This window comes from Marivivens niveibacter (assembly GCF_002150005.2).
GTDB classification, from domain to species: domain Bacteria; phylum Pseudomonadota; class Alphaproteobacteria; order Rhodobacterales; family Rhodobacteraceae; genus Marivivens; species Marivivens niveibacter.
Genome location: NZ_MSPP01000005.1, coordinates 1 through 12,471 on the forward strand (window position 1 = coordinate 1; position 12,471 = coordinate 12,471).

General features: G+C 50.5%; 11 protein-coding genes. 5 read left to right on the top strand and 6 right to left on the bottom strand.

Translation table 11 applies throughout. The features are described 5' to 3' along the window. The 4 genes from BVC71_RS12690 to BVC71_RS12705 all read left to right on the top strand — a co-directional run. A partial coding sequence (locus BVC71_RS12690) for a thiamine pyrophosphate-dependent enzyme (protein WP_240516852.1) occupies positions 1 to 777 on the top strand: 777 nt, incomplete at its 5' end. 10 nt (positions 778 to 787) lie between these two features. After that, a complete protein-coding gene (iolE, locus tag BVC71_RS12695) occupies positions 788 to 1,699 on the top strand; it encodes a myo-inosose-2 dehydratase (RefSeq protein WP_086452071.1) in 912 nt (303 codons plus the stop codon). 11 nt (positions 1,700 to 1,710) lie between these two features. Next, complete coding sequence (iolB, locus tag BVC71_RS12700) at positions 1,711 to 2,505, top strand: 5-deoxy-glucuronate isomerase (RefSeq protein ID WP_086452072.1); 795 nt, start codon at positions 1,711 to 1,713, stop codon at positions 2,503 to 2,505. 18 nt (positions 2,506 to 2,523) lie between these two features. Then, a complete protein-coding gene (locus BVC71_RS12705) occupies positions 2,524 to 3,303 on the top strand; it encodes a TIM barrel protein (RefSeq protein ID WP_086452073.1) in 780 nt (259 codons plus the stop codon). Here the strand turns inward: BVC71_RS12705 and arsJ are convergent. The 4 genes from arsJ to BVC71_RS12725 all read right to left on the bottom strand — a co-directional run bounded on the left by arsJ (position 3,293) and on the right by BVC71_RS12725 (position 9,145). Further along, on the bottom strand, positions 3,293 to 4,534 hold the full coding sequence (arsJ, locus tag BVC71_RS12710) for an organoarsenical effux MFS transporter ArsJ (protein WP_086452074.1): 1,242 nt from the start codon (positions 4,532 to 4,534) through the stop codon (positions 3,293 to 3,295). The two genes, BVC71_RS12705 and arsJ, sit on opposite strands and share 11 nt — an antisense overlap. A gap of 17 nt (positions 4,535 to 4,551) precedes the next feature. Next, positions 4,552 to 5,550: an ArsJ-associated glyceraldehyde-3-phosphate dehydrogenase gene (locus BVC71_RS12715; protein WP_086452075.1), complete on the bottom strand. Its 999-nt coding sequence runs from the start codon at positions 5,548 to 5,550 to the stop codon at positions 4,552 to 4,554. Next, positions 5,547 to 6,365 (bottom strand): arsenate reductase/protein-tyrosine-phosphatase family protein, encoded by an 819-nt coding sequence (locus BVC71_RS12720; RefSeq protein ID WP_086452076.1) that lies wholly within the window; start codon positions 6,363 to 6,365, stop codon positions 5,547 to 5,549. The genes BVC71_RS12715 and BVC71_RS12720 overlap by 4 nt, the downstream gene beginning before the upstream one ends. A 197-nt stretch (positions 6,366 to 6,562) precedes the next feature. Then, positions 6,563 to 9,145, bottom strand: a complete 2,583-nt coding sequence (locus BVC71_RS12725; protein ID WP_133064540.1) for a CheR family methyltransferase — start codon at positions 9,143 to 9,145, stop codon at positions 6,563 to 6,565. 171 nt (positions 9,146 to 9,316) lie between these two features. Here BVC71_RS12725 and BVC71_RS12730 point away from each other — a divergent pair, with 171 nt between their 5' ends. Further along, positions 9,317 to 9,700 (top strand): response regulator, encoded by a 384-nt coding sequence (locus BVC71_RS12730; protein ID WP_086452078.1) that lies wholly within the window; start codon positions 9,317 to 9,319, stop codon positions 9,698 to 9,700. A 37-nt stretch (positions 9,701 to 9,737) separates the two neighbouring features. Here BVC71_RS12730 and BVC71_RS12735 read toward each other — a convergent pair whose 3' ends face one another. Beyond that, a complete protein-coding gene (locus BVC71_RS12735; protein ID WP_086452079.1) occupies positions 9,738 to 10,109 on the bottom strand; it encodes a response regulator in 372 nt (123 codons plus the stop codon). Positions 10,110 to 10,149: 40 nt separating this feature from the next. Continuing rightward, positions 10,150 to 12,318, bottom strand: a complete 2,169-nt coding sequence (locus BVC71_RS12740) for an HWE histidine kinase domain-containing protein (protein WP_086452080.1) — start codon at positions 12,316 to 12,318, stop codon at positions 10,150 to 10,152. Positions 12,319 to 12,471: the final 153 nt, after the last annotated feature.

A 12,471-nucleotide genomic window follows, 5' to 3' on the forward strand; every position in this document is an offset into this window, starting at 1 on the left:
GCCTGTGATCCTGAACAGCGGATCGATTGGCTGCGCGCGGTGGATGCCTATTGCGCACGCCCTGATGATCAGGACGCCAAACCGACCGACGGTCAGGTGATCGGCGCCGTTCAACGCGCGACCGACGACAGCGCGATTGCCATGTGCGCAGCGGGCACCATGCCAGGCGCATTGAAACTGCTGTGGCAGCCCAGCCAAGGCGGATACCACATGGAATACGGCTATAGCTGCATGGGCTACGAGGTCGCTGGCGCATTGGGCATCAAACTGGCCGCGCCAGAGCGTGACGTGATCTGCTTTGTCGGGGATGGATCGTATATGATGGCGAATGCGGAACTGGCGACGGCCGTCATGCGCCGCATTCCGTTCACCGTCGTTCTGACCGACAACCGCGGTTACGGCTGTATCAACCGCCTGCAAACCATGGGCTGCGGCGGCGAGCCGTTCAACAACATGTACGTTGATTGCAACGTCGAGGTTCAGCCAGAAATCGACTATGTCATGCACGCTGCATCGATGGGCGCGCATGCGGTCAAAGCGGCGAACACCGACCAGCTCGAGGCCGAGATCAAGGCGGCGCGGACCCGCAACATCCCAACCGTGATCGTCATCGACACAATCGCCAAAGACTTCCCCGGCACCGGTATCGAAACCACCGCAGGCGAACACGGATACTTCTGGGACGTCGCCGTACCACAAGTCTCCGAACGTCAAAAACAACGCGACCGCTTCGCCGAATACCTAAACCAAATCTCTAATCAATCGCTGGCTAATTAAGGACAGACCCATGATCCAATTCGGCACAAACCCCATTGCATGGGCCAATGACGACGACCAATCCATCGGCGCGGATATACCGACGTCTCGCATTCTAAAAGAGGCGGGCCACCTGATCGGTTTTGACGGGATCGAGAACGGTCACCGCTGGCCGCAGGACGACCCCGAAGCCCTGCGCAGCCTCCTGGCAGATTATGATCTGAAATTTATCTCGGGGTGGCATTCGTTGAATGTACTGGCCAATTCGATTGACGATGAGAAGGCCGCGATCCAGTCGCATCTGGATAAATTGAAACACAACGGTTGCACCGTTTGCATCGCCTGTGAGACATCCAACACCATTCAGGGCCAGCCAAAACCTCTGTCCGAACGCCCAGTTTTGGACGCGGCGGGGATGACTGATTTTGCGAACCGCGTCGAGGAAATCGCCGCCTATTGCGCCGATCAGGGCATCGATCTGGTCTATCACCATCACATGGGCACGGTCGTGCAAAGCCCCGAAGATATAGACGCCTTTATGGCAGCCACGGCCGTAGCGGGCGGCAAAACCAAACTGCTGTTTGATGCGGGCCATTGTTATTTTGGCGGTGGCGATCCCGAAACCGTGCTGCGCAAACATGTAGACCGCGTGCGCCATTTCCACGCGAAAAATGTGCGCCCTGCCGTTCGCGCCCGCGTTGAGGACGAAGGCTGGTCGTTCATGGACGGCGTTCGTGGGTCGGTGTTCACCGTGCCTGGCGACCAAGAGGGCGGGGTCGAGTTCACGCCGCTTTTGCAGATCCTCAAGGATGCGGGCTATGACGGTTGGATTGTAATCGAGGCCGAACAGGACCCCGACATCCGCAACCCGCTGATGTATCAGACGCTGGGCCTGCACACATTGAAACGGATCGCCCGCGATGTCGGGTTGATCCCTGCTTGATCGGATCAGTTATGGCAGATCTTCTGAAAAACCCGTTCGGTACACATGGCAAAGTCCACGAAATCACCCCGCAGTCTGCGGGGTGGCGCTATGTTGGATTTTCGCTGTACCGTTTGCGCGCAGGTGAAACCATTGCCGAGGCAACTGGTTCGAACGAGGCCATTTTGGTCATGGTCGAAGGCAAAGCCACGATCAACGCAGCTGGTGAAAACTGGGGCGAATTGGGCGAGCGGATGAACGTCTTTGAAAAGACGCCGCCGCACTGCCTATATGTGCCAAATGACGAAAACTGGGATGCGACAGCGACCACGGATTGCACCATCGCGGTCTGTCTGGCCCCTGGGAAATCCGGCCACAAGGCCCGCAAAATCGGACCCGACGGCATCACCCTGACCCAGCGCGGCGAAGGCGTGAACACGCGCTACATCAACAACATTGCGATGGAAAATGAAGATTATTGCGACAGCCTTCTGGTGACCGAAGTCTTCACCCCCGCTGGTCACTGGTCGTCGTTCCCAAGCCACCGCCATGACGAAGATGATTTCCCAAACATCACCTATCTGGAAGAAACCTATTACCATCGGATCAACGCCGAGGGGGGGTGGGGCATTCAGCGCGTCTACACCGACGATCTGACCCTGAACGAAACCATGGCCGTTTATGACGGCGACGTCGTCTGCGTCCCGCGTGGTCACCACCCCTGCGGAGCCCCTCACGGGTTCGAGATGTACTATCTAAACGTCATGGCAGGACCTCTGCGCAAATGGCGTTTCATCGCCGCCCCTGAAGTCGAACATTTGATGTAAACCAAAAGTGGAATACAAATGACTCAATCTTTCCAATTAGCGGCCTGCGCGGAAATGCTGTGGCAGGACAAACCAATTGAATGGCGTGCGGCGCGACTAACCGAACGTGGTTTGGGCGTCGGGCTGTGGAACTACCCTGATCATGATCTATCCTCGCTAGAGGCTGTTGGCGCGAATTATACTATCATGAACGGATATCTGCAGGGCCGTTTAACGGATGCAGAGGGCGCCGAAACATTGATCGCATCTGCACGTGAAACTGCGCAGGTCGGTAAACGATTGGGAGTGGACCGACTGAATCTGCACGGCACGGGTCTGGGTGATGGGGGTATCCCGATCCCTCAGCATGGTGTTTTTGCCCCAGGGATGATGCAACGTGCCCGTGATACGTTGCACCGCATTTGCGATATGGCCGAGGAAGAGGGCGTCGTGTTTACGCTCGAAAACCTGAACCCATGGGATCACCCAGGATGTCCGTTCGGGTCCACTGCTGATGTCTTGGAATTGGTTTCCACCGTGAATCGTCCGCAATTGCGGATTAATCTGGATCTATATCACACGCAAATCGGCGAAGGCGATCTAACTCGCTGGTGCGAAGCCTGTTTGCCTTGGATCGGGGAAATACAGGTTGCCGATAATCCGGGGCGATGCGAGCCGGGCACCGGAGAGATCAATTATGCCGGTGTTGCGCGCGCTTTGCATAAAATGGGTTATACTGGCCCGGTCGCGATGGAGGCCTGGGCCGCAAATGACAGTGATGCCGCCCTGGATGTGTTTGTTGCGGCGTTCACTCTATGATTGGGTCTTGAGCCGACAGGCGGCCCGATGTGAGGGCCGCCAGTAGTACCATGATAGCCGCTGTTGCCATGACCAATGTCAGCCCGCCGATTTGGTAGGTCAAACCAGACAACAGTGTGCCGATAAGGCGCCCACCTGCGTTGGCCATGTAGTAAAAACCGACGTCCATCGTTACACGTTCTGATTTTGAAAATGCGAGAATTAGATAGGAATGAAGCGACGAATTGACGGCGAAAATTGCGCCAAATACCAGCAATCCAAAAACCAATGTCACCGTCAGCCACATTTGTGGGGCAGGGGATAGCGCGAGTGCGATTGTTAGCGCGGCAGGTACGAAAAACAGTGCGAATGCCCACGCTCTTGCGGCACGGATCAATTCGGTTTCAGGCCTTTGGGCTGCGCGTAGGATTTTAGGCGCTGCTGCCTGTACAACTCCATAGAGTATGATCCAAACTGCCATAAATGTGCCGATCATGAAAAAAGCAGTGCGATTGCCTGCCTCGGACCCATTAGACAAAACCGCGTAGAAATAGATCGGGATACCGACGACAAACCAAACGTCTCGTGCGCCGAACAGGAATACGCGGGCTGCGGAAAGCCAGTTTACATTCGCGGACTTCGAAAAAACGTCCGAAAATTTTGTGCCCTTTTTGCCCTTTGGCAGACCGGGTGGCATGAACAGGACGACAGCGATGAGGATTGCCCCTGCCGCGATGGCCATTGTTAAAACGGCCCCGTCAAATCCTGCCACAGCCAACAGTGCGGCCCCGATTAAAAAACCAAACCCTTTGACTGCGTTTTTTGAACCCGTCAGGATAGCGACCCAGCGAAATAGCCCGCCATCGGCTGATGGAGCCAAAAGCTTTACGGCTGATTTCGACGACATCTTTGCTAGATCTTTGGCGACCCCCGATAGACCCTGAACACACATTACGAATGCGACCGATGCGGCAATAGTCCAACTGGGGTCTAATTGGGCCAGCGCGACAAGCGCGATGACTTGTAACCCTAGGCCTGCATAGAGTGTCGACGTCAGGCCAAACCGCTGTGCGATCCAGCCGGCTGTTAGGTTGGTCACCATCCCTGCGATTTCGTATAGGATAAACAGATATGCCAATTGCACCGCGCTGAAACCCAGCGTGTGAAAATGCAGCAAAACCAGCATCCGCAGCGCACCATCAGTCAGCATAAACGCCCAATAGGCGGCAGTGACCGCGATGTAGGCGGACATTCCTTGGGGTTGGGTTGTCACAGCGATGCCCCAACCATGCGTGCCACGTCGATCAAACGATGTGCGTAGCCCCATTCGTTATCGTACCACGCGTAAACCTTTAGCTGGGTGCCATTGATCACCATTGTTGATAGCGCGTCGATAATCGATGATCGTGCATCGTTCGTGTAATCAGTCGACACCAATGGCCGCGTTTCATAGCCCAAGATACCCTTGAGTGTGCCATTGGCGGCAGTTTCGAACGCCGCATTTACGTCTTCGACTGTCACGGGACGATCTAATTCAAAAACGCAGTCTGTCAGCGATGCATTCAGCAACGGCACACGCACAGCGTGACCGTTCAGACGGCCCTTTAGTTCGGGATAGATCAACGTAATCGCTGTTGCGGATCCCGTTGTTGTTGGGATTAGCGAATTGAGGGCAGAGCGGGCGCGGCGCAAATCCTTGGCTGGGCGATCTACGATGGTCTGGGTGTTGGTGACATCATGGATGGTCGTAATCGATCCGTGTTTGATCCCAAAGGTTTCGTGAATAACCTTGACCACAGGAGCAATGCAGTTGGTCGTACACGATGCAGCAGTGACGATGCGATGGGCGGCTGGATCGTAAATGTCATGGTTTACGCCATAAACGATGTTGGCTGCGTTCCCATCTTTGACGGGAGCAGAGACCACAACCTTTTTCACGCCTGCGTCGAAATACGGGGCGATCGCGGCCTCGGTTTTGAAGACACCGGTGCAGTCGATCACAACATCGACACTATCCAGTGGCAGGTCTGAAATGTTTTTCGTGCCCACAAACGGTAGCCGCGTCCCATTGATCGTCACGCTGTCTGCGTCATGTGCAAATTCGGCATCCCAACGGCCATGAACAGTGTCGAATTCCAATAGATGCGCATGTATTTCCGGATCGCCAACGGCATCGTTGATCCATGCGATTTTGGCACCGCTTTCGATAAGGGGTTTTAGGGCGAGTTTGCCAATTCGTCCCAATCCGTTCAATGCGTAGGTAGTCATGTTCGCGCCTCTTGGCTGATGCGGCCAATATCGTCGATTGATCTTTGGATCGCGACACGGCCAAGGTTTTCTAGATCAATAGCTGTGAAATGTTCGATGCGATGCTTGATCGCGTCATAGGTTTGATAGAAGGCGTCGCCTTCGGCGTCTTTTACAGGGTCGGGCAGGCCCCAATGTCCAGTGATTGGATTGCCGTTCCAGGCGCGGCATTCTTCATTTGCGGCGTGATCGCAGACGGTGAAAATAAAATCGAATTTTAACGCCTTATCTTCGGTCAAGTCGCTGATATGATTGGGTTTTAGACTGATAATGTCGTGCCCTTTATCGCGTAGGACTTTCAGTGCAATAGGATTGATCTGCGATTTGGGCTGAGTTCCGGCTGAGTAAACGTTGAACCTATCAGCCTGGGTGTTTCGCAGAATAGATTCCGCAAATATGGAACGCGCTGAATTGCCTGTGCAGACAAATAGCACGTTAAATTTGCGCTGCTTAGGCAGAGCGTTTTCCTCTAAAAACGGGAGGCAGATATCAGCGCGACCACGGCAGCAATCGCTGAAAAGATAATCGAATAGATGTCGCGCTGTTGTCATATCGACCGCGTATAGCAGCGATGTTCCAGCCCGTTGTTGGATCACGAGCCCCGTCCGCATCAAAGCCGAAAGATAGGTAGAGGCGGTACTGGCTTTTATCCCCAAGGCCGATGCGATTTCGCCAGCTGGAACATGGTCAGGATACCTCCGCATCAGCAATCGAAAGATTGCTAATCTTTGAGGATGACCAAGTGTTGTCAGTTGGCTGGGATAATCTTTTTCCATATTTCACGAATTAATGAAATATGATGAAAATGCCAAATGAAAGTTTTATGACAAGTCAGCCGACGGCGCGTCATCTATTACAAACTTCGGTCGCAAAACCAAAAGGCGCACGCACGCTAGATTGCATGCGTGGCTATCGATGGCTGGCGTTCATGCTGTCGTCTGTCATAAGGGTGAATCAGGTTTAAGTGATTGACTTACGTTATACTTTCGATGGCTTCCCCTGCGAAAATATAGCTAAAGCGGTTGGATTCTGACTGTGTCGATTTGTGAATATAGCGACACTTTATTTCCAACTGTTTGCCTTTGAGTTCGCCCTTTGCCACGCAATCGGTTTCAGTAATCCGCGCTTGGTTTGCCAAATCTTCCAACGATACGAAGTCCAATTTTTGACCGACGTTAGCGATTGGGCGATTCACATCCTGTGGTTCGAACCCCATCAGTTGGCCCATGCGTCCACTGAACCGAATGATGTTGTGATCTTCGTCTGTAAACAAACAGGCAGCGCCAATAATTTCTAATAGGATCTCTGTGTCCTGCGCGGCTTCGATGATTAATTCAATCTTACGTTCATGCTCTGCCGAGACAGACAGCAGCTCTTCGTTGACCGCTTGTAGTTCTTCGTTGGACGCTTGCAGCTCTTCGTTCGATGCCTGCAATTCCTCGTTGGATGCTTGCAGTTCTTCATTCGACGCTTGGAGTTCCTCTGCGTTTGTTTCTAGCCTTTCGGTGACGAACTGTAGGCTCTCTTCGGTTAGTCGCAGATCGCGGGTCAATTCGTTGATGCGGGCGTTTAGAATATCACGATCAGCTTCCGCAGAAGAAAGATGTTCAACGTGATGTTTTTGATCATCTGCTTCTTCTGTTTCCGACGTGAGGCTAAACGTCGCTAGAACGGGGCGCGAGGACTGAGTGGTCGTTCCTAAGGCTTCAATTGTTAGGTTAAAATCGCTTGCAACACCTTCTTCATTCGTGAGCTGAATTCTACGGCGGTATGGTTCCAAATCGTGCTTACGAATTCGCTCCAACGCGATGTTGATGAAATACTGCAAATCGGGGTGAACGATTTCAGACACACGCCAATTTGCCAGATTGCTTTTGGTGTCGATATACATGCCTGCCGAACCAAACCACGTCAGCACGTCACCGTCCGTATCGACAAGGATCGACGATGGCGCATAGCGTTTTAAAAGCGCGTCATAGCCGGCGATCAGTTTGTTTCGAGTGTATTCGCGTGATGCGGCGTCAACACGGTATTCATTTTCAACAGGCGCTGGACGTGATGCCAAGGCGCGTTGTTGAATATGCTGGTTCCTACTGCGTTCATTGACTTGCATAGCTTTAAATGCAGGTCCTGAATTGGAAAATAGGGTGCTGCTGCGGCGGCGGTTGTCACTATTTTTTCGGAATATGCGCCATTTGCTACTCAGTTCGTCGAACTCACCAGAATAGGTGCTCAGATTTTCGGACGGTCCTAACAATAGAAAACCGTTCTTTTCCAAACCGAAGGTAAACCTAGACAGCAGTTGCTCTTGAGCGGTTGATCCAAGATAAATCATCATGTTGCGGCATGATATCAAATCTATCCGCATGAAGGGCGCATTACTAATTGCATTGTGTCGTGAAAAAATGATTTTTTGTCTAATCGCGTTTTTGATCGTGAATCCAGAATTCGTTTCGTCGAAATACCGTTGGCGAATTTCTTTGGGTAATTTTTTTAACTGTTTTTTTGAATACGAACCTGCCGATGCAATATCGATCGCAGGCTGGAAAATATCTGTTGCGATTATGCGGAAATTCAAAGGCGCTTTGTTTTCATGAAGCGTTTCGGCAAAATCAATTGCTATAGAGTACGCTTCTTCGCCGGTTGCGCAGGCCGGAACCCAGATCCGGATATCTTCTCCGGACTTAATTTTTTCAACTAAAGATGGGTAAACAATTTCTTTTAGCAGATCGAAACATTCAGGATCGCGGAAGAATTCCGTTACGCCAATTAACAGATCGCTGTATAAATCACGCAGCGCAATGGGATCTTTTTTTAGTTGCAAAAGCAACTCATTATCATCTTTGGCGCCGGTAATTTCACGCCGGCGTTGAATGCGGCGAAGAATTGTACGTTCTTTGTAGTGGGAAAAATCTATCCCGTGCTCAGTTTCGATTAAGTTGAAGATCTCTTTCAGTGGATTGACGTTGGTTGCAGCCAAATCTTGATTTTGAAGTTTTTCGATACCACTGTCGATCAATGCAGGCAATTCGTTTGCAGAACCAGTGATGGCCGTAGGGCATTCTTTCAACGTCGCTTGTGGCATAGCGTCGAATTCGGCTTCTTTAGGAGTTTGCGTGAAAATAATGCCGCCAGATTTTTGCAAAACGGCTGCGCCTTTTGATCCATCTGACCCTGTGCCCGACAATATTACCCCGACCGCAGGTCGATTGCCGCTGTAAGCAAGGGACCGAAAGAAATGATCAATTGGTAACCTGGGGATATCATCGTTTTGCGTGTATGGCACCAATTTGAAGCAATCATCAATCAATTCGATATGGAAGGATGGTGAATTGAGGTAGATCGTGCCGGGCTCTAACCTGTCACCATCTTGGATCTTTTTGATTTTTAGCGCTGATTGACGGCCCAAAAGTTCGTCCATCAGCGAGTTGTAGCCAGGTGACAAGTGTTGGATGATGACATAGCAATTTTTTGTGTCTGGCTCCATGCCATGAAAGAAGTGTTCAAGCGGTTTTAATCCGCCTGCTGACGTACCAATTGCTACAACCGCAACCATGCGTTCCACCCAATGATTATGTTTTGAAGATTATGCCAATTTTAACGGTAATAAGCAATGAAACTGTTGTTCATTATCTAGACCCGTAAGGCGTTTTTCGATAGGTATATGACGGAAAAGGCGGTAGTTTAGAGCTGCGCGATTGCGAACGGTTCAGGGGGACCATCCGGCATGGCAAAAATTTTAGTCTGTGATGATAATCCTTTGTTTTTAAAGGTTATGTCAGGAAGCCTGAAAGACATGGGGTTTGGTGTTCAGTGTTATGAGAAAAGCGATGATTTTATCGCTGAACTCACACAGCAATTTTACGATATCGCAATCATTGATATGATCATGCCACATGGTGGTGGGGTCCAGCTCACACACCGAACCAAAGCGGCATCGCCTGATACAAAGATCGTCGTCTGTACAGGCCAAGCGGAGTTGCTGTCTTCCCCGATTATGGAAGTCGGTATGCGTTCGGCAGATGCCAAGATCAGCAAGGATATAGACCCAGGTGAATTGCAAATCTTGCTAGAAGATTTGATTTCGCCGGCGGCATCAGCCGAAACGTAAGCCTAGCACTTTCTTGGCCTTTGAGGCCGAACAGGCTTCATGCATATGGTTTGGCAGTTTGGGTCGATAAGATCGTTTCAACAACCTTTGCAATCTGACGACGTGGTGTTGTTTTTGGCATAACATGTGATCCTGCCAAATCGTCAGGCAAAGTGGTGGTTTCATATCCAGTGAAAAAGACATACGGAATGTCTAGTTTCCTGATTTCGCGGGCGAAATCATAGGACCGTTCTGTTGCCCCCAGATTGATGTCTAACAGCGCTATTGAGGGTTTGTCCTTGGCCAAAAGCGACCGCGCCTGATCTTGTGTTGCGGCTGTACCAACAACATGAAAACCTGCGCGAACCAAGGTCGCTTCTAATAGGTCTGCGATTAGGGCTTCGTCTTCTAAAATTAGTACACTCTGCATTGATCAACCCCTCCTTGATTGGTGTTCGATGCGATACTTGTTAATCGTCTGATTGCTTCGTTATCTTTATTAGTGGAATGACGAATTGATACGAAATGCCGTCGTCAGTGAAATTCCGTTCTACACGTCCACCAAGTTGTCGTTCGATAGTTGAATGGATCACTTGTGTTCCAGCGCCTTTGTGATCGGAGTCTTTGGTTCCGATGACATTTGATTCAGTCCAGTTAATGATCAGGTCATCGGACGTTTGTGACCAGTTTACATTTAGAATGCCGCTCTGAACACTGAGCGCGCCGTATTTGATCGCGTTGGTGGTTAGTTCGTGGATAACGAGGGCAATCACTTGAACGCCTTTAACGTCCAGATCAAAACGGGTTTGATCAATCCTGATGCGATCGGAATTTACATCCGCAAAAGGCGAAATTTCTGCTGCAACTATATCGTAGACTGTTGCCCCATTCCATTTCGTACCAGCCAGTATCGAATGGGTACGGCCCAACATACTTAACCGGTCTTCAAACGTATCTAAGAAATCATCGATATTGTCGGTATGCTGACTGGTTAGGAATGCAATCGAGTTGATAAGCGCAATGATGTTTTTGACGCGGTGATCTAATTCTTCGGAAATGGTTTTGTTCAACACCTCGGTTTTTTTGCGTTCGTCGATATTTAGGGCGACGATATAAAAACCAGGATGTCCATCTTGGCGACGGTTCGCCTGGAGCAAGTAATAATTGTCCTCGCCTCCGGGAACGGGGATCAACGCTTCGCAAGACGTTGTGGTGTCATCATTATAAAACAGGTTGCGGCGCAAACGGGCAGCCGCTTCATGCCCAAAGATGTCTGAGACACTGGTTTCACCAACATCTAACTGGTTCACCCCGAGTTGTTCAAAAGCTTCGTTCACCTGAAGAAACGTAAAGTTTTCATCGGTAATCCCAACCAATATGGGTAGGCCGCCGACTAGGTCGCGATAATGGCGTTCATTTTCTGCCAACTCTGCCTGAACCATAGCGGTACGTAGAGCGGTGCCCGCGATAGCGGCCATGCCTTCTATTGCGCTGATCTGGGTCGGGAGGACGGTTTTCAAAGTTTTAGAGTACATGACAATAGCGCCACGTACCGCACTTTTGCGTCCTATCCGGCAGACAAAACAGTGTTCTTCTGCTGCCGAAGTCCAGAAATTTGAAGGGCTTTCTATCGTATCGTTGTCAGGGTTTACCTTGACCACTGTATAGGAATGGTTGGCAGCTGTTAGTTCTGTTTGTCCGATACCATAGGCACGGCTTTTACCAATAACCCCTTCTGGCCATTTTGTGCCTGCTGCTAAAATGCCGCGTTTTTGGTCCTGATCGAATAGAACGATACCAACCCGACAATCGGAAAACATTGTTCCCAAATAGTCGCAGATGCTTTGCAGGGCTGCGGTTGGGTTATCGCTTAGGCCGATCATGGCATAACTCTTGGCCAGCTCAGCGTGAGCAGCGAGAAACTGTTGTCGCTCTATTTCGTTCTGCGCGGCTGTAACGTCCATTTTCAAAAAGATGGAAAAGCCGTCATCTTTTTGTTCGATCTGTCGAATAAACTGCGTGCCCTGCATGGGAATGCGGCGTGTTATCGAACGGTTTCCTTTTTGCACACGGTCGAGGTCAGCCAGCAGATCGGGGCCTAGCCGGTCTGAATTATTCTCGGTCAGGCGGCTATTCGTTAATAATTTGGCATAGGTTTTTTCTAGCATTGAAGAGCCAGTGACGGATGTAACCGTGTGATCTTGATCTACGTGTATTACTAGAAAATATAATCGCTCGAGAGTGGGTTGATCATCTTTGCCTGCAGGGATCGTATCCATATGCCACTGGGCGATCTGTCGAAACGTCACCAAAACGCGTTCATCTGGCAACGAGGAGATTTTTCGGGCCTTAAGGAATGTATTAGCGAATTGCTGCGTTGCCGAGTGACCTTTGAAGGCGTTAGTGGCCATTTCTTGAACGAAGGTTGCTGTGCTGCTGTTTAAAAACTGGTCTAGTGGACAAGGGAGCGAGGGGGCGTCATTCCTCCAAAGCTGGATAATTGTTCCATGTGCTTCCAGAACGCGCATACGCCGATCAACAATAATGGCAGCCGGCGATTCATAGCCCAGCAAAATGTTCTCGATGCTCATTTCCGAGCGTCGATTGTTTACGTACATTTTGCTCAATCCAAGATTCATGAGTCTCCTCGATTTGCAATCTTAGCGTTTTTGATTTGCGGCATATGCCACACTAAATTGAAGTCAGTTGACCCCTGCTTGACAGAAAATGCCCAAATGGCAGCATTAGATTACTCTAATGATACTTGAATTGCTGCTGGAAAGTTTCAATGA